Origin of the sequence: Duganella sp. SG902 (assembly GCF_013376005.1) — a bacterium.
Classification (GTDB): Bacteria; Pseudomonadota; Gammaproteobacteria; order Burkholderiales; family Burkholderiaceae_D; genus Rugamonas.
The window spans coordinates 223096-240000 of the sequence record NZ_JABMJK010000004.1 but is presented as its reverse complement, the minus strand read 5'-3'; the positions used below and the strand labels follow the sequence as shown (position 1 = coordinate 240000).

The following is a 16905-nucleotide window of genomic DNA, read 5'->3' as shown; positions in this document are numbered from 1 at the left end:
TGGGTCCCGGCTTTCGCCGGGACGACGGGGTTAGTCCAGGTTTTTAAGTACTTCCCTCAACTTTCCAAACAATTCATCGATGTGTTTTTTCTCCAGCACCAGCGGTGGCGACAAGGCGATGATGTCGCCGGTGACGCGGATCAGGATGCCGTCGGCGAAGGCCTGCTTGAACGCGGCGAACGCGCGCGCACCCGGCTTGCCAGCGATCGGCGCCAGCTCGATGCCGGCGATCAGGCCGATGGTGCGGATGTCGATCACGTGCGGCAGGCCTTTCAGCGAGTGCACGGCGTCGGCCCAGTACTCGGCCATGCTGGCCGCGTGTTCCAGGATGTTCTGTTCCTTGAACACCTCCAGCGTCGCCAGCGATGCCGCGCAAGCCACCGGATGGCCCGAGTAGGTATAGCCGTGGAATAGCTCGATGCCGGCCGGCGCGTCCATGAAGGCATCATGGATATGTTTTTTGCTGAACACCGCGCCCATCGGAATGGTGCCGTTGGTGAGGCCTTTGGCGGTGGTCATCATGTCCGGCTCGACGTCGAAGTAGTCGCCGGCGAACGGCGTGGTCAGACGGCCGAAGCCCGTGATCACCTCGTCGAAGATCAGCAGGATGCCGTGCTTGGTGCACAGCTCGCGCAGGCGCTTGAGATAACCCTTGGGCGGAATCAGCACGCCGGTGGACCCCGCCACCGGCTCGACGATCACCGCCGCGATGGTCGACGCGTCGTGCAGCGCGACGATGCGTTCCAGCTCATCGGCCAGGTTGGCGCCGTGTTCGGGCTCGCCCCGCGTGTAGGCGTTCTTCTCCAGGTTGTGCGTATGCGGCAGGTGATCCACGCCCGGCAGCATCACGCCATACGGCTTGCGGTTGCCGGCGATGCCGCCGACCGAAATGCCCCCGAAGCCGACGCCGTGATAACCGCGCTCGCGGCCGATGAAGCGCGTGCGGCTGGCTTCACCGCGCGCCTTGTGATATGCCAGCGCGATCTTCAGCGCGGTGTCCACCGCTTCCGAACCGGAATTGGTGTAGAACACATGGCCGTAGCGATGGTTGGTGTACTCCATCAGCTTTTCCGCCAGATCGAAAGCGGCCGGGTGTCCCATCTGGAAGGTCGGCGCGAAGTCGAGCTGGCCGACCATCTCGCGCACGGCGGCGACGATCTTCGGCTGCGCGTGGCCGCACGGCACGCACCACAGGCCGGCGGTGCCGTCGAGGATGCTGCGGCCGTCGACATCCTTGTAGTACATGCCCTCGGCCGAAACCAGCAGGCGTGGATGTTGCTTGAAGTCGCGGTTATTCGTGAACGGCATCCAGAAGGACGCCATCGATTGCGGTCGTGATTCGTTCATGCACATCTCCTTGTGGACTTTTTGACGAACCGTAAAAAAATTTACCAGTTGGCAAAATGATGATGCAATAATAGACAGCAGGACAACTATGGCACAGATACACAATTCATCAAACTGTCCAACCGTACTGGCAACAAAAACACTACAGTTTTGGAGTTGAGGATGGAAGAAGGAAACTGGCCCTGCGTTGCCATCGAGCGCAGGCAAAAAGGCAGCCTGGTCGAGCAGATCGTGACGGCCATCAGCGCCATGGTCGGCAGCAAAGAGTTGCGCGTGGGCACTAAGATGCCATCCGTGCGGCAGTTTGCCAAGTGTAATGGCGTCAGTACCTTTACAGTTGTGGAAGCCTACGACCGGCTGGTGACGCTGGGCCTGCTGTCGTCGCGCCGTGGCTCGGGCTACTTCGTGGCGCGCCAGGAGCTGCCGGCCACGCTGCTGCCGGCCGCCCTGCACATCATCCCCAACGCCATCGACGCGCTAACGCCCGACCTGTATTCCGGCGTCTCGGAGGCGCTGCCGGTGGGCGCCGGCTGGCTGCCGCCGGAGTGGTACGGCGAGGACACCATCCTCGACGCCGTGCGGCAGGCCATGCGCATTCCGGCCAACCGCCTGCGCGGCTACGGCCATCCACTCGGCTTCCCCACCCTGCGCCAGCAGATGGCGGCCACGCTGAGCGAAGAGCTGTTCCCGGTGGAGGCCGAGCAAATCCTGCTGACCCACGGCGCCACCCACGCCTTCGACCTGGTGCTGCGCACGCTCACCAAGCCGGGCGACACCGTGTTCGTGGAGGATCCCGGCTACAGCAACCTGCTGTCGCTGATCCGCCACCACGGCTGCGTCGCGGTCGGCATCCCGCGCGGCGAGCACGGTCTGGATCTGGACGCGCTGGCGCGGCAGGCCGCGCAAACCCAGCCCAAGCTCATGTTCGTCAACACCGTGCTGCAAAATCCGCTCGGCACCTCGCTCAGCGTGGCGCAGGCGCACCGGCTGCTGGCGTTGGCCGAGCAGTTCGACTTCTGGCTGGTGGAGGACGACATCTACCGCGAGCTGGCGCCGCGCGGCGAGGCCTCGCTGGCGGCCATGGACGGCTTGCGGCGCGTGATCCGCGTCGGCAGCTTTTCCAAGACGCTGTCGCCGGTATTAAGGGTGGGCTCGATCTGCGCCTCATCCTCGCTGATCCCGGAACTGCTGCGCGTGAAAATGCTGGCCGGCCTCACCACCTCCGAGATCAACGAGCGCGCCGTCTACCACGCCATCACCGCACGCCCCTACCGCCGCATGGTGGACAAGCTGGTGACGCAGCTGGACGCCGGCCGCGAACGCGCCATGGCCAGCCTGCGCGAGGTCGGCATGACCTTGCTGGCGAGGCCGCGCGGCGGCATGTTCGTCAGCGCCGGCTGGCACGACGCGCCAACCGCTGAATGGAATGGAAAAATCATCGCCGACCAGGCGCTCAAGCACGGCATCCTGCTCTCGCCGTGCGACTTCTTCATGCTGCGCGCGCCGGAATCGATCTGGTTCCGGTTCAACGTGGCTTACGCAGACCACCCACAACTGCAAACCTTCCTGAGGCGCATATGCCGACAGTAAAAATCAATCGCCGCCTGCTCAACCGCGACAAGCTGGAAGCGGAGATCACCGCCGAAGCGGTGCGCGTGTTCGCCGAATGCGGCTACGAGGGCACCTCCATCGCCACCGTGGCGGAGAATGCCGGGCTATCGAAGCAGAATCTGATGTACTACTTCCCCACCAAGCAGGCGCTCTACCAGCGCGTGCTGGACGAGGTGCTGGACGAATGGCTGGCGCGCATGGAAAGCCTGGCCGACGCCGACCAGGACCCGCGCGAGGTGCTGCGCGCCTACGTGCAGGCCAAGCTGAAATTCTCGCGCGAGAACCCGTGGGCGTCGCGCGTGTATGCGATGGAGGTGATCAGCGGCGCGCCCCTGTACGGCGACCAGATTCAGAGCCGCGTGGTGCCGCTGGTGCGCAAGGATATCGAAGTGTTCGAGCAGTGGATCAGCGCGGGGAAGATGGCGCCGGTCAACGCGACGCATCTGCTGTTTGCGATCTGGGCGATGACGCAATCCTACGCCGACTTCTCCGCCCAGATGGCGCTGGTCCTGAACCGCAAACAGCTGACCAAAAAGGATTTCGACGACGCCGAAAAGGTCATCGTCGACATGGTGCTGGCGGCGATCAGCGTGCAGTCTTGCGACGGCGCGCCATGAAGCCCATCACGCCCAGGCCGGCCAGCAGCATGGCGTAGGTTTCCGGTTCCGGCACCGGCTGGGAAAAGCCCAGCACATTGGCCGCCTTGAAGAAGTTGCCGGAGTTGATCTGCACTTGCGAGGCCCAGGAATCGACCACCACGTTGCCGTTGATGACGCCCTGGCCGCCGTTCACCGCCGCCTTCGGCGCCAGGATGCTGAGGTTGGCGCCGGTGCTGATGTCGAGCGAGGTGGCGTCGGCGAAGTTGAACACCACGTTGTAGCCGTCAAACGCCTGGTAGCCGCCCTGGAACAGGGCCGATTTGCCGCTGACGTTGACGATCAGCGTGGCGTTCTTGGCGAAACCGCTCAGATCGTAGTACGTGCTGTTCTTCAGCCAGCTGGCATTGATGTCGATCACCTCCACCGCCTTGTTGCTGCCGGTGATGTAGATGCCGCCCCACTTCGACTGCGCCTTGGCGGTGGATTTCAGATCATCCAGCGATTGCGAGGTCTGGGCCAGCGACGACGACACGGCGGCGAAATTCACCGGCGACTTGCCGCTCTGCACGACGGTGGCCGTGGTCGCGCTGGTCAGCTTGGTCTTGCCGCCGACGTAGGCATCGCCATTGAAGACATTGCCGCCGTTGAGCGTGAAGTTGCCGCCCGCGACCAGCGCATAGTGGCCGTAGGCGTCCTTGTTCTGGTCGTTGATGGAATACGAGCTCACCGAGACATTGCCGGCGGCCACCACCGCGCCTTGCACGTCGGCGCTAGGGGCGCTGAAATTGGTCAGGGAATAGACGTTGGCGCCGCCGATCAGGGCGCTCAAGTCCAGCACGCCGGCGTGGGCCGCGCCCATGGCGGAAAACGCCACGACGATAGCGGCGGTGGTTTTTCTTGCAACAGTCATTTGATTCACCATGGGAAATTTAATTACCCACAGGATATCATAAGTCTGGATTTATTGCTTTAAATCAATTCGACCACCCCTGGCCGCCGCCATTCATCCCACGCAATCACGGGCTATCCCCGTAAAATCGCAGTTGATCGGAATCCACTGCCATGCGCGCGGGGGGATTGCTACAGTGCCTCCATCGCAACGCTCTCAAGGAGACTCAGATGGATAAAGTTACCGCCCTGTTCAACGAACTGTATCAAGCCTTCATGCGCACGCTGCGCTTCGGCGTGGGCCTGATCGGCCGCATGTCGCCGCCGGCGCTGCTGGGCGCGGCGCTGGTGCTGGCCTTCATCTGCTCGATCCTGCCGCTGGCGCTGGTGCTGTTCGCGGTGTTCATGCTGCTGAAGGTGGCGGTTGGCGTCAGCGTGATCAGCCGCCGCCAGCGCCCCACTCCCTACAAGGATGTTGAATGAAAAAGAACAAGCTGGCCCAGGCCGGCTATAACAATGCCAAAAGCCTGCTCGACATCATCCGCGAGATAGGCGAAACCGCGGTCAGCGTGTGGTGGCATTTCTTCGATTGGCTGGCGCAGGTGGAATGGCGCAAGCTGCTCATCATCTGGCTGTTGTTGTTGATTCTCTCGGCCTCGCTGTTCCATGTGAACGAGCAGGCCTGGGGCTTCATCCTGGTGTCCTTCGGCCTCAAGGTGCTGGCCGGCGGCAAGCGCAAGGCCGAGCTGGAGGCGCGGCACGCCGAGTCCCATGCCGACGAGGAAAGCATCGAACGGCGCGTGGTCGAAGCACGCATGGCGGCCCTGCAGGCGCAGGTCGAGCCGCACTTTTTATTCAACACCCTGGCCCTGATCGGCCAGCTGATCGAAACCGATCCACCGCAAGCGGCGCGCATCCACCAGAACCTGATCGACTACCTGCGCGCCACGCTGCCGCAGATGCGCGCCAAGGGCGCCGGCACGCTGGGCCGGCAGATTGAGATGTCGCGCGCCTACCTGGCCATCATGCAGGCGCGCATGCGCTCGCGGCTGGCGGTGTCGATCGACGTGCCGGAGGAGATGGCCAGCGCCACCTTCCCGGTGATGATGCTGCAGATCCTGATCGAAAACGCCATCAAGCACGGCCTGGAACCGAAGATCGACGGCGGCCGCATCGACATCCGCGCCTCGGTGGACAACCAGATGCTGCAAGTGGACGTGGTGGACGACGGCGTCGGCTTCAATCCCTTCTCCAGCGACGGCCTCGGCCTGGCCAATGTGCGCGAGCGCCTGCGCATCCAGTACGGCAACCGCGCGCAGCTGGTGATCGAGGCGCCGCTGACCGGTGGCACCCGCGCCAGCATCCGCGTCCCCTACGCCCCCGATATTTTTGCAGGAAGCCCGAAATGAACCGCCCCACCGCCCTGATCGCCGACGATGAAGAAGGCATGCGCGAGCAACTGCGCACCCGCTTGCAGGACGTCTGGCCGGCGCTGGAGATCGTCGCCGAAGCGGCCAACGGCATCGAGGCCGTGGCGCTGGCCGGCCAGCATCAGCCGGACATCGTGTTCCTCGACATCCGCATGCCGGGCATGTCCGGCATCGAGGCGGCGCGCATGCTGTTCAACCGCTGCCACCTGGTGTTCGTCACCGCCTACGACCAGTACGCGATCGAGGCGTTCGAACAGGGCGCGCTGGATTATCTGCTCAAGCCGGTCGGCGGCGAGCGCCTGAAGACCACCTGCGCGCGCCTGCAAACCCTGATCGGCCAGCGACCGAGCAACATCGAACGCCAGCTCAGCCAGTTGCTGTCGCACCACAACAAGCCGGCGGCCAAACAGGAATACCTGCGCTGGATCCAGGCCGTGGTCGGCGCCAACCTGCGCATGATCTCGACGCGCGAGGTGCTGTTCTTCCAGGCCGATGAAAAATACACGCGCGTGCAAACCGAGCAATCGGAAGTCCTGATCCGCAAGACCCTGAAGGAACTGGCGGACGAGCTCGATCCCAACGAGTTCTGGCGCATCCACCGCTCGACGCTGGTGCGGGTGGACGCCATCCAGGAAGTCACGCGCGACCTGCGCGGCCGGCAGATGGTCCGCATCCGCAACTTCCCGGAGCTGCTGGAAGTCAGCCGCGGCCATACGCATTTATTCCAGCAGATGTAAATCAATGTAAAGAAATAATTATTAATTCTGCAAATAAGGAGGTAAAATTTCGCTTTTAGTTATTTCTGTTGGACAAATATAATGAAGATATTGAAATCTTGCGCTGCGCTGGTTGCCAGTGCCCTGCTCCTTTCCGCCTGCGGCGGCGGTGGCGGTGGCGGCGGTGGGGGCGGCACCTCTGGAGGAGGATCGACCGGCGATCAGAGCTGGCTGAGCTTCACGCCCAATCCTGTCACCGTCGACGCGATCCAGGGACAATCGACGGCGTTCACAGTGAGCGCCCATGCCAATAAGACCTTTAGCCAGAATTTCAATATCGCCATCGTGGAAGCGACCGGCCTGGTCACCACCCAGGTCGACCTGTCCGGCGGCGGTTACGATTACACGGCGACCCTGCATGTCAGCCCGCTGCTGGCCGTAGGCACCCGCAGCGGCACGCTGGTGGTAAAGCTGTGTGAAGATGACCCTGCGGTATGCAACAAACCACTCAGCGGCTCGCCGTGGCGCATCCCGCTGACGGTCAACGTCAAGGCGGACACGACGCCAACCACGCCGACGACTCCGACCACCCCGACCACGCCCACTACCCCGACCGAGCCGCCTCCGCCGGCGCCGGTCAGCCTGCAGTTCGACAAATCGGCCTATGCCTACAGCTTCACGCAGGGCGAGCCATTCAGCTTCCGGTTTAACGCCACCGCCAGCCGCAGCATCGTGGGTGAAGCCCAAATCGGCGTGTTTGAGAAAAGCGGATTGCTTAGCAGCGGCGGCGGCACGTTGACGTGGAGCTCCGACAAAACCTACAACATCGACCTTCCGCTTAACGGCAACCTGGCAGCGGGACAATACAGCAGCACGCTGGAAGTGCGCGTATGCCAGGACGATCCATCGATCTGCAGCAAGCCGGTCAGCGGCTCACCATGGAAAATTCCGCTCAGCCTGACCGTCACCCCAACCGTCAACCTGAAAGCGCTGTCGGCGCTGTCCGGCGTGCCCGCTTGGAGCACCCATCAGGGCAACGCGGGCCACACGGGTGCGATCGCCGCCACCGTCAAGCCAGCCAACTTCACGCGCCGCTTCAACCTCCCGACCACGGACCAGTACAGCAGCACCATCGCCATCGATGGCAATACGATCTACGCTGTGCTGGGCACGCGGTTCGGCAAATGGACGCTGCAAGCCATCAGCGAAGACACCAGCAAAACGGTGTGGAGCGTTGACCTGGGCACGCTGCATCGCGTCAATCCTCCTGCCGCCGCCAACGGCAAGGTCTACGTGACCTCCACCGGCCATCAGGATTCCTACCTGTGGATCTTCGATCAGCGCGACGGCAAGCTGCTGGCCAAGCAGGCCATGAGCTCCCAGTGGGAAAACTACTTGGCGCCCACCATCTACAACGGCGCCGTTTACACCGAGGATGGCTACTACGGCGGCATGGCCAAATACGATGGCAGTACCGGCACGCCGCAGTGGGCGGTCGGCCTGGCGCAGGTTGACGGCTGGACCCCGGCAGTGGACGACCAGTATGCCTATACCTACATTGGCGGCAGTTTCAATGTGCTGAACAGCGCAACCGGCGAGACCGCCTACACGGTGGCCGATCCGCGCTCGGGATCCAGTTGGGTCAATACCTCGGTTGTGCTGGGTAACGGCATGCTGTATGCCGCCAACGCTGGCAGCCTGACCGCGCTCAACCTGAGTACCCGCGCCATCACCTGGTACCTGCAAGGCAATGGTGTCACCGGCCAACCGGCGCTCACCGCCAAAGCGCTGTATGTGCTGCACGCCAACGGCACCGTGCTGGAAGCGCGTGATCCGATCATCGGCACCCCTCAATGGATTGCCAACCTGACCGACAGCTACGACAAACTGATTGTCACCAGCAATCTGGCGTTTGTCAGCAACAACACCAACACGCTGGCAATCGATCTGGCCACCCAGAAGATCGTGTGGACTTACCCACTGGGCGGCACGCTGGCCATTTCAAACCGCGGCGTGCTGTACATCGTTGCACAGCAGAAAATTGCCGCTATCAATCTGCAGTAAAGCCCAAGAAACGCGTTGCCATTGCCGGAAGTCTGGTTAATATTAAGACTTCCAGCAATACGCGACGCGTTCCTTTGAGCGACATCAATACACATGCGTTGGCGCATTGCGGCGCCGAACCACACACCGTGCAATCAATCGAATCTGTTTGCACCGCCCACCGGAGAGCCAACCATGTCCAGCATTGCCAAGCAAACCCCTTGCGGCGTCATACCGTGCCTGCGCTACCGCGACGCCCATGCCGCCATCGACTGGCTGTGCAACACACTGGGCTTTGAGGTCCAGTTCGTGGTGCCCGAGGAGGACGGCGTCGCGCACGCGCAGCTCACGTTCGGCAACAGCATGATCATGCTGGGCTCGGCGTTCGACACGGACTACGGACGCTTGTTAAAGCAGCCGCAGGACATCGGCGGCTTCGTCACGCAAAGCAGCTACCTGGTGGTGAACGATGCGGACCTGGTGTACGGCCGCGTGCTGGAAGCGGGCGGGCGCATCCTGCTCGACATCAAGAACGAAGACTACGGCGGCCGCGGCTTCACCTGCTCCGACCCCGAAGGCCACGTCTGGAGCATCGGCACCTACGATCCCTACGCGCCGTCGGACAGCGCGGCGACCAGCGCGGCATCGGCCACCTGAGTCGGGCGGATGCGGATGATGTTGCGGTAGAGCGGCGGCATGGCGGCGCAGATGGCGGCCAGGTCGGCTTCCGGCAGCGATGGCAGCACGTACTGGAATTGCGCCGGGTTCTTCAGCGGCAGCGGGCCTTCCATGGTGGAGCCGTAGGCGCCCAGGTTCATGAAGCTGAGGGCGCTGGCGTCCGGGCCTTGCGCGAACACGAAGGTACCGTCTTTCGGATGGCCGAGGTAATGGCGCACTTGTTCCTGCTGCGCCGGCGTGGCGCCGTTCATCAGCTTGTAGCGCAGCTGCGCGTAGGCGCGCGTGGTTTCCATGAAGGCGCTGCGGATGCCGGACTGCGTCATCCGGCCCGGCATGCACAGCAGCAGATTGCCGAACGAATCCAGCAAGGCCACCGCATCCCCCGCCCCGCCGTGCTCGCGGTCACGCGCCATCGCTTGCAGCAGGAAGGGGGCGAGGCCGGCGTCCGGCCGGTGCGGCGCGCAGCGGTAGGTCAGCGCGTCCGGATATTGCTGCTTGAGCGCGGAGACGATGGCGTGGCTGGCCGGCAGCGAAGCCAGATCTTTCAACACCTCTTGCGGCAAATCGGTATTGAACTTTTCCATCACCTCTGCCGAGGTGGCCTCGAACACCAGCGCGCACAAGGCTTGCGTCGGTTCGGAGATGGTCTTGCCGATGAAGAAGGACTTGGGCGTGGCGCCGCTGTTGGCGCGCGCGTACAGCGAGGAGCCAAGGATGGCGGGGTAGCTGAAGCTGGCGCCGGCCTGCGCGCGCAGGCTTGCCGGCAAGGCGTTGAAGCTGGCGCTGTTGTCGTAGTTGATGCCGGCGTTCTTGTCGGGCGCCGCCACCACCACGTTGAAGCCGCCCGCCAGGATCGCACCGGCGCACATGCAGCATGGATCGAGCGAGGTGACGATGGTGATGTCCTGCGGTTCCGGCAGCTCGCGGCCCTTGGAGCGCTCGGCATAGTACCAGTCGATCAACTGGCGTTCGCTGTGCGCGGTCGGGTCGAAGATCAAGCCGTCCTTGACGACGTTGTTGTGCAGCGATTGCAGCACGTTGCCGTGCTGGTCGAGCATCAGGGCGCCGACGCCAAACGTGCCTTGCGTCTTGGCGGCGATGGCTTCGGCGGCGGCCACCGCCACCGCCGCCTGCACGTCAATCGTCTTCTTGAGCGCCATTACTTCTTCTTGAGGTCCTGCCCGCCGAAGGCGTTCGGCAGTTGTCCGGCGGCGGTGGTCTCGAGGATGTCGCCTTTGAGGTTGGTCAGCAGCACCGGCAGCTCGTTGCCGCCCAGCTCCAGGATCACCTGGCGGCAGGCGCCGCATGGCGCGATGGGACCGTCGGTTTCGCCGATCACCGCCAGCTGCGCGAAATCGCCCTGCTTGTAGCCGTGGGCGAACGCGCTGAAGAAGGCGGTGCGCTCGGCGCAGTTGCACAGGCCATAGGAAGCGTTTTCCACGTTACAGCCGTGGAAAACCTTGCCATCGTTGGTCAGCAGCGCCGCGCCAACCTTGAAGTTGGAGTACGGTGTGTAAGCCTTCAGCCGCGCGGCGGCGGCTTCGGCGATCAATTCTTGTTTATTCATGTCAGTGGCCTCAATCCCGGACGGCGGTTTAATTATGGGCGGATCGTCCGGTAGATAACGGGGTTGGTCGCCGGCGCAGCATCGGCGATATGATAAGCCGCCTGGATTTCGCGGATGGCTTGCTCGGCCGCTTCCTGCGTGCGCGCGTGCACCGTCGCCAGCGGCTGGCCGGCTTCCACCTTGTCGCCCAGGCCAATCAGCCCGGTCAGGCCGACCGCGTAGTCGATTGGATCGGCCGCGCGACGGCGGCCGCCGCCCAGCGACACCACCGCCAGGCCAATCTCGCGGCAGTTGGTCGACGCGGCGTAACCCGATTGCAGCGCCGGCGCCGGCACGATGATCGGCGCGTGTTCCAGATACTTGTCCGGATTCTGCATCAGGTCCGCCGGACCGCCCAGCGCAGCCACCATGCGCGCGAAGCGCTCGGCCGCTTCGCCGCTGTCCAGGGATGCCTGCAGCTTGGCGCGCGCTTCTTCCTCGCTCGCCGCCAGCTTGCCCAGCACCAGCATCTCGGCGCACAGCGCCAAGGTCACCTCGTGCAGGCGCGCGGGACGCGACTTGCCGGTCAGGTAGTCGATCGCGCCGCGCACTTCAACCGCGTTGCCGGCATACGGCGCCAGCGATTCGTTCATGTCGGTCAGGATGGCGGAGGTCAGCATGCCCGCGCCGTTGCCGACCTTGACGATGCTCTCGGCCAGTTCCACCGACTTCTCATACGTAGGCATGAAGGCGCCGCTGCCGACCTTCACGTCCATCGCCAGCGCGTCCAGGCCGGCCGACAGTTTCTTCGACAGGATGGAGCCGGTGATCATGGCCACCGATTCCACCGTCGCGGTGACGTCGCGCACGCCGTAGAAGATCTTGTCCGAGGGCGCCAGCGCCGAGGTCTGGCCGATGATGGCCACACCGACCTCCTTCACCACCTTGCGGAACAAGGCGTTGTCCGGCACCGTGGTGTAGCCGGGGATGGAGTCGAACTTGTCCAGCGTGCCGCCGGTGTGGCCGAGTCCACGGCCGGAAATCATCGGCACGTAGCCGCCGCAGGCCGCCACCATGGGGCCGAGTAGCAGCGACACCACGTCGCCGACGCCGCCGGTGGAGTGCTTGTCCACCACCGGGCCGTTCAGGTCGAGCGAGCGCCAGTCCAGCACTTCGCCGGAATCGCGCATGGCGAGCGTGAAGGCCACGCGTTCGTCCATGCTCATGTCCTTGAAGTAGACCGCCATCGCCAGCGCGGCGATCTGGCTTTCGGTCACGCGGCCGGAGGTGATGCCGCCGACGAAGAACTGGATCTCTTCGGTCGACAGCTTGCCGCCGTCACGCTTCTTGCGGATGATCTCTTGAGGTAAGTAGGCCATAAATTCTCCGGGAATCAAAACCCGTCATCCCGGCGAAAGCCGGGATCCATGGAACGGCGCCGAATTCGGCAACTCAGCATGGATCCCGGCCTGCGCCGGGATGACGACTGGGCTGCAGTGGTCAGACGCCGTAAGGAATCCAGATGTTCTTCACTTGCGACGCGTGCGCCAGCACGGCGCGGCCGCCCGCCTGCGCGGTGCTGTACCAGTCGCGTCCCTTCGCGCCACCAACCCAGGTACGCTTCAGCGAAGCCGCCGACAGGCGCTCGACTTCCGCGCAACCTTCGGCCGAACCATCGTGACGCCACACCGCATCGATATCCGAATGCGACGCCAGCGTGCGCGCCAGTTCATCGGCCGAGCCGGTGACGATGTTAACCACGCCGTCCGGCAAGTCGCTGGTATCGAGCACCTGATACAAATCGGTGGCCGACAGCGGATGCGCTTCCGACGGCACCACCACCACGCGATTACCCAGCGCGATGGCCGGCGCCACCAGCGAGATGAAGCCCAGCAGCGGCGCCTCGTTCGGGCACACGATGCCGATCACGCCCAGCGGCTCATTCAGCGCCACGGTGATGCCATGCATCGGCGGCTGGTGCGCCAGGCCGTCGTACTTGTCGGCCCATGCCGCGTAGTAGAACAGGCGCTCGATCGATGCCTGCACTTCCTTCTCGGCGTTTTTCGAACCGGTCATGGCCGCGATGCGGGCGGCGAATTCCTCGCCGCGCGCGGCCAGGTTTTCAGCGATGTAGTACAGCACTTGCGCGCGGTTGTGCGCGGTGGCCTTGGTCCAGCCGGTGGCCTTGTGCGCGGCTTCCACGGCGTTGCGGATGTCCTTGCGATTGCCCTCGCCCACCTCGGCGATGAAGGAGCCGTCGGCGCCGTGGATAGCGCGGCTGTAGGCGCCATCAGGGCGGGCCTGCTTGCCGCCGATGTACAGCTTGGCCGTGCGGTCGATGGCGAACGCGCCACCCGCTGCGGCGGGCGCGGCCTTGGCTTTGGCCTTCGGCTCGATCACCGGCGCGGCGGGACGCGCGTCCTCCGCCTTGGCGGTCAGATATTCGTACATGCCTTCGCGGCCGCCTTCACGGCCGTAGCCGGATTCGCGGTAGCCGCCGAAGCCGCAAGCGGCGTCGAACTGGTTGGCGGTGTTGATCCACACCACGCCGGCCTTGATCGCCGGGGCGACGTCCAGCGCCAGCGAGATATTCTCGGTCCACACGCACGCGGCCAGGCCGTACACGGTATTGTTCGCCAGTTGCACGGCTTCCGGCGGGGTGCGGAAGCTCATCGCCACCAGCACCGGTCCGAAGATCTCGGCCTGCGCCACGGCGGCGGCGGTCGACGCGCCGGTGATCAGGGTTGGCGGGAACCACGAGCCGTCGGCCGGCAGTTCGCACGCTGGCTGGTACACGGTGCAGCCTTCGTCACGCGCCGATTGCACCAAGCCTTCGATGCGCTGCTTCTGCACCGGATCGACCAGCGCGCCGATGTCCATCGACTTGTCCAGCGGCGAGCCGAGGGTCAGCTTGTCCATGCGGGCGCGCAGCTTGGCCAGGAATTTCTCCTGCACCGATTCCTGCACCAGCAGGCGCGAACCAGCGCAACACACCTGCCCCTGGTTGAACCAGATCGAATCGACCAGGCCTTCGACGGCGGCGTCCAGGTCCGCATCTTCAAATACGATGAACGGCGATTTGCCGCCCAGTTCCAGCGACAACTTCTTGCCGCTGCCGGCGGTGGCTTCGCGAATCAGGCGGCCCACTTCGGTCGAACCGGTGAAGGCCAGCTTGTCGATGCCCTCATGCTTGACGATGGCTTCGCCCACGCGGCCATCGCCGGTGACGATGTTGACCACGCCCGCAGGCACACCAGCCTGCACGCAGATGTCGGCGAACAGCATCGCGCTCAGCGAGGTGAATTCGGCCGGTTTGAAGACGACGGTGTTACCGGCGGCCAGCGCCGGCGCGATTTTCCACGCCAACATCAGCAGCGGGAAGTTCCACGGCACGATCTGGCCGACCACGCCCACGGCGCGGTAATCGGCAAATTCTTCGGCTTGCAGTTGCGCCCAGCCGGCGTGGTAGTAGAAGTGACGCGCCACCAGCGGCAGGTCGACGTCGCGGGTTTCGCGGATGGTCTTGCCGTTGTCCAGCGTTTCCAGCACGGCGAACAGGCGCGCGTGTTTTTGCATCAGGCGCGCGATCGAATACAGCACCTTGGCGCGGCCATGGCCGCCCAGTGCCTGCCAGGCCGGTTGCGCGGCGCGCGCGGCGGCGACGGCGCGGTCGACGTCAGCGGCGGTGCCCTGGGTCAGGTCGGCCAGCTTGGCGCCATCGGCCGGATTGATGGAAGCGAACAGCTCACCGGCCTCGCTCCACTCGTTGTTGATGAACAGGCCGAACTGGCGGCCACGCTGCTCCAGCCACGCTTGCGCTTCTTTGGTGCTTTCCGGTGCTGGGCCGTATTCCATGGTGTTGAGGATCTCTTTGATGGTTGGCATGACGGTGTCCGTAATTAGGGTTGCGCGTGGCGGTGAGCGGCCGAGTAATTGCCGGTCACGTAGTGTTCCAGCTGGCGTTCGATGTCGGTCAGCAGGCTCGATGCGCCGATGCGGAACAGGTGCGGCTCCAGCCACTCGTTGCCCAGTTCTTCCTTCATCAGGGTCAGGTACTGCAGCGCGGCCTTGGCCGTGCCGACGCCACCGGCCGGCTTGTAGCCGATCTTGAAGCCGGTCTGCTCGTGGTAGTCGCGGATCGCGCGCACCATGGTCAGCGACACCGGAATGGTGGCGTTGACCGGTTCCTTGCCGGTCGAGGTCTTGATGAAGTCCGCGCCGGCCATCATGCACACCCACGATGCCTTGGCCACGTTTTCCAGCGTGACCAGTTCACCGGTGGCCAGAATCGCTTTCACGTGCGCTTCGCCGCACGCCTTGCGGTAGGCCAGCATCTCGTCGTACAGCGCTTGCCAGTTGCCGGTCAGGACGTGCTGGCGGGTGATGACGATGTCGATCTCGGTGGCGCCGGCTGCGACCGACAGTTCGATCTCGCGCACCTTGGTTTCCATGCTGGTCAGGCCGGCCGGGAAGCCGGTCGACACGGCGGCGATCGGCAGGCGGCCCTGCAGCACTTCCACCGCCGGCTTGATCATCTCGTGGTACACGCACACCGCGCCGGTGGCCAGCTTGTAGTCCTGCAGGCCCATGGCCTCCACCAGATCCGCGCGCAGCGGACGCAGCGCCTTGCGGCACAGGCGTTCCACGCGGCCCGGCGTGTCGTCGCCCGACAGCGTGGTCAGGTCGATCAGGCCGATGGCCTTGATCAGCCACGCGGCCTGGTACTCCTTCTTCACCGTGCGGCGGTTGGCCAGGCTGGCGGCGCGGCGGTCGGCGGCGGACTTGTTCACCTTGATGTGGTTGATCCAGCCCAGGTCCAGTGGGACCGCTTCGTTGCGTTTGAAGTCGCTCATAACAGATTGTTTCCGTTCGAAAGTGGCTTGACGCCAAGGTGATGGGCCAGGGTCTGGCCGATGTCGGAGAAGGTTTCGGAAATGCCCAGCGATTGCGCTTTCACCTTCGGCCCGAAGAAGATCATCGGGATATGTTCACGCGTGTGGTCGGAGCCCGGCCAGGTCGGATCGCAGCCATGGTCGGCGGTGATCACCACCAGATCGTCTTCCTTCAATTTGGCGATGAACTCCGGCAGGCGCGCATCCATCTCGTGCAGCGCGTTGGAGTAGCCATTGACGTCGCGGCGGTGGCCGAAGGCCTGGTCGAAGTCGACGAAATTCACGAAGGTCAGCGACTTGTCGCCGGCTTCGTCCTGCACTTTCAGCAGCGCGTCGAACAGCGCCATATTGTCCTTGCCCTTCACCACGCGCGACACGCCTTGCGCCGCGAAGATGTCGCTGATCTTGCCCAGCGCGATGACTTCGCCGCCATCGTTCTTGACGTGGTCCAGCAGCGTCGGCGCCGGCGGCGCGACCGCGTAGTCGTGGCGGTTGGTGGTGCGGGTGTAATTGCCGTTCGCGCCCAGGAAAGGACGGGCGATCACGCGGCCGATGTTGTAAGGCTCCACCAGCTTGAAGGCGATCTCGCACACTTCGTACAGGCGCTCAAGGCCGAACGATTCCTCGTGCGCGGCGATCTGCATTACCGAGTCGGCCGAGGTGTAGATAATCGGCTTGCCGCTGGCGACGTGTTCATCGCCAAAGCGGTTGATGATTTCCGTGCCCGATGCATGGCAGTCGCCCAGGAAGCCCGGCACGCCGGTCAGTTCCTGCAGCTTTTGCGTCAGCTCGGCCGGGAACGACGGCACGGTTTTCGGGAAGTAGCCCCAGTCGAATTCCACCGGCACGCCGGCGATTTCCCAGTGGCCGGACTGGGTGTCCTTGCCGGTCGAGCGTTCACGCGCGGCGCCGTAGGCGGCGGTGAAGCCTTCGCGCTGGGTGAAGCCGGCGGCCCATTCGCCGCTGGCCAGATGCGCGGCGGCGGTCAGGCCGAGTTTTTCCATGGTCGGCAGCGACATCGGCTTGCCGCTTTTGGCGACTTGCTCCGCGATGTGGCCGAAGGTGTTGGCGCCGGCGTCGTTGTACTTCGCCGCATCGGGCGTGGCGCCCAGGCCAAACGAATCGAGCAGCAGGATAAATGCGCGTTTCATAACG

Annotated in this window: 15 protein-coding genes; 7 read left to right on the top strand and 8 right to left on the bottom strand. The window is 64.1% G+C overall.

Annotation, left to right across the window (positions count from 1 at the left end; all coding sequences use genetic code 11):
* Window positions 1-30: 30 nt before the first annotated feature.
* On the bottom strand, window positions 31-1347 hold the full coding sequence (locus tag FHW83_RS10450; protein WP_176646297.1) for an aspartate aminotransferase family protein: 1317 nt from the start codon (window positions 1345-1347) through the stop codon (window positions 31-33).
* Between the two features lie 162 nt (window positions 1348-1509).
* Here FHW83_RS10450 and FHW83_RS10445 point away from each other — a divergent pair, with 162 nt between their 5' ends.
* The gene (locus tag FHW83_RS10445; RefSeq protein ID WP_176646296.1) at window positions 1510-2937 is read left to right on the top strand and encodes a PLP-dependent aminotransferase family protein; all 1428 of its coding nucleotides are present in this window, start codon (window positions 1510-1512) and stop codon (window positions 2935-2937) included.
* Window positions 2925-3575 (top strand): TetR/AcrR family transcriptional regulator, encoded by a 651-nt coding sequence (locus tag FHW83_RS10440; protein WP_176646295.1) that lies wholly within the window; start codon window positions 2925-2927, stop codon window positions 3573-3575. The genes FHW83_RS10445 and FHW83_RS10440 overlap by 13 nt, the downstream gene beginning before the upstream one ends.
* Here FHW83_RS10440 and FHW83_RS10435 read toward each other — a convergent pair.
* Window positions 3544-4467, bottom strand: a complete 924-nt coding sequence (locus tag FHW83_RS10435) for a choice-of-anchor A family protein (RefSeq protein WP_218106238.1) — start codon at window positions 4465-4467, stop codon at window positions 3544-3546. The two genes, FHW83_RS10440 and FHW83_RS10435, sit on opposite strands and share 32 nt — an antisense overlap.
* A gap of 209 nt (window positions 4468-4676) precedes the next feature.
* On the opposite strand from FHW83_RS10435, the gene FHW83_RS10430 reads away from it, so the two are divergent.
* The 5 genes from FHW83_RS10430 (at window position 4677) to FHW83_RS10410 (ending at window position 9291) form a co-directional block, all read left to right on the top strand.
* Complete coding sequence (locus FHW83_RS10430) at window positions 4677-4928, top strand: hypothetical protein (protein ID WP_176646294.1); 252 nt, start codon at window positions 4677-4679, stop codon at window positions 4926-4928.
* Window positions 4925-5854, top strand: coding sequence for a sensor histidine kinase (locus tag FHW83_RS10425; RefSeq protein ID WP_176646293.1), 930 nt, complete (start codon window positions 4925-4927; stop codon window positions 5852-5854). Before FHW83_RS10430 ends, FHW83_RS10425 begins: the two co-directional genes overlap by 4 nt.
* Window positions 5851-6612, top strand: a complete 762-nt coding sequence (locus FHW83_RS10420; protein WP_176646292.1) for a LytTR family DNA-binding domain-containing protein — start codon at window positions 5851-5853, stop codon at window positions 6610-6612. The genes FHW83_RS10425 and FHW83_RS10420 overlap by 4 nt, the downstream gene beginning before the upstream one ends.
* Window positions 6613-6693: 81 nt before the next feature.
* On the top strand, window positions 6694-8655 hold the full coding sequence (locus tag FHW83_RS10415; protein WP_176646291.1) for a PQQ-binding-like beta-propeller repeat protein: 1962 nt from the start codon (window positions 6694-6696) through the stop codon (window positions 8653-8655).
* Between the two features lie 174 nt (window positions 8656-8829).
* A complete protein-coding gene (locus FHW83_RS10410) occupies window positions 8830-9291 on the top strand; it encodes a VOC family protein (protein WP_176646290.1) in 462 nt (153 codons plus the stop codon).
* Here FHW83_RS10410 and FHW83_RS10405 read toward each other — a convergent pair.
* The 6 genes from FHW83_RS10405 to FHW83_RS10380 all read right to left on the bottom strand — a co-directional run bounded on the left by FHW83_RS10405 (window position 9243) and on the right by FHW83_RS10380 (window position 16901).
* On the bottom strand, window positions 9243-10472 hold the full coding sequence (locus FHW83_RS10405; protein WP_176646289.1) for a nucleoside deaminase: 1230 nt from the start codon (window positions 10470-10472) through the stop codon (window positions 9243-9245). The two genes, FHW83_RS10410 and FHW83_RS10405, sit on opposite strands and share 49 nt — an antisense overlap.
* Window positions 10472-10879: a cytidine deaminase gene (locus tag FHW83_RS10400; RefSeq protein ID WP_176646288.1), complete on the bottom strand. Its 408-nt coding sequence runs from the start codon at window positions 10877-10879 to the stop codon at window positions 10472-10474. Before FHW83_RS10400 ends, FHW83_RS10405 begins: the two co-directional genes overlap by 1 nt.
* Window positions 10880-10911: 32 nt before the next feature.
* Window positions 10912-12237 carry a thymidine phosphorylase gene (gene deoA, locus FHW83_RS10395; RefSeq protein WP_176646287.1) on the bottom strand — a complete coding sequence of 442 codons (1326 nt, stop codon included), beginning with the start codon at window positions 12235-12237 and terminating at the stop codon, window positions 10912-10914.
* A gap of 121 nt (window positions 12238-12358) precedes the next feature.
* Complete coding sequence (locus FHW83_RS10390; RefSeq protein ID WP_373997193.1) at window positions 12359-14743, bottom strand: aldehyde dehydrogenase family protein; 2385 nt, start codon at window positions 14741-14743, stop codon at window positions 12359-12361.
* 14 nt (window positions 14744-14757) lie between these two features.
* Window positions 14758-15711, bottom strand: coding sequence for a deoxyribose-phosphate aldolase (deoC, locus tag FHW83_RS10385; RefSeq protein ID WP_176646286.1), 954 nt, complete (start codon window positions 15709-15711; stop codon window positions 14758-14760).
* Entirely contained in the window at window positions 15708-16901 is a 1194-nt protein-coding gene (locus FHW83_RS10380) for a phosphopentomutase (protein ID WP_176646285.1), read from the bottom strand. Before FHW83_RS10380 ends, deoC begins: the two co-directional genes overlap by 4 nt.
* Window positions 16902-16905 lie beyond the last annotated feature (4 nt).

Bases quoted from the DNA above. Each gene is read 5' to 3' on its own strand.
- FHW83_RS10415 (WP_176646291.1), top strand. From the start codon at position 6,694: ATGAAGATATTGAAATCTTGCGCTGCGCTGGTTGCCAGTGCCCTGCTC.
- FHW83_RS10410 (WP_176646290.1), top strand. From the start codon at position 8,830: ATGTCCAGCATTGCCAAGCAAACCCCTTGCGGCGTCATACCGTGCCTG.
- FHW83_RS10440 (WP_176646295.1), top strand. From the start codon at position 2,925: ATGCCGACAGTAAAAATCAATCGCCGCCTGCTCAACCGCGACAAGCTG.
- FHW83_RS10420 (WP_176646292.1), top strand. From the start codon at position 5,851: ATGAACCGCCCCACCGCCCTGATCGCCGACGATGAAGAAGGCATGCGC.
- FHW83_RS10405 (WP_176646289.1), bottom strand. From the start codon at position 10,472: ATGGCGCTCAAGAAGACGATTGACGTGCAGGCGGCGGTGGCGGTGGCC.
- deoA (WP_176646287.1), bottom strand. From the start codon at position 12,237: ATGGCCTACTTACCTCAAGAGATCATCCGCAAGAAGCGTGACGGCGGC.
- deoC (WP_176646286.1), bottom strand. From the start codon at position 15,711: ATGAGCGACTTCAAACGCAACGAAGCGGTCCCACTGGACCTGGGCTGG.
- FHW83_RS10445 (WP_176646296.1), top strand. From the start codon at position 1,510: ATGGAAGAAGGAAACTGGCCCTGCGTTGCCATCGAGCGCAGGCAAAAA.
- FHW83_RS10390 (WP_373997193.1), bottom strand. From the start codon at position 14,743: ATGCCAACCATCAAAGAGATCCTCAACACCATGGAATACGGCCCAGCA.
- FHW83_RS10430 (WP_176646294.1), top strand. From the start codon at position 4,677: ATGGATAAAGTTACCGCCCTGTTCAACGAACTGTATCAAGCCTTCATG.
- FHW83_RS10425 (WP_176646293.1), top strand. From the start codon at position 4,925: ATGAAAAAGAACAAGCTGGCCCAGGCCGGCTATAACAATGCCAAAAGC.
- FHW83_RS10380 (WP_176646285.1), bottom strand. From the start codon at position 16,901: ATGAAACGCGCATTTATCCTGCTGCTCGATTCGTTTGGCCTGGGCGCC.
- FHW83_RS10435 (WP_218106238.1), bottom strand. From the start codon at position 4,467: ATGACTGTTGCAAGAAAAACCACCGCCGCTATCGTCGTGGCGTTTTCC.
- FHW83_RS10450 (WP_176646297.1), bottom strand. From the start codon at position 1,347: ATGAACGAATCACGACCGCAATCGATGGCGTCCTTCTGGATGCCGTTC.
- FHW83_RS10400 (WP_176646288.1), bottom strand. From the start codon at position 10,879: ATGAATAAACAAGAATTGATCGCCGAAGCCGCCGCCGCGCGGCTGAAG.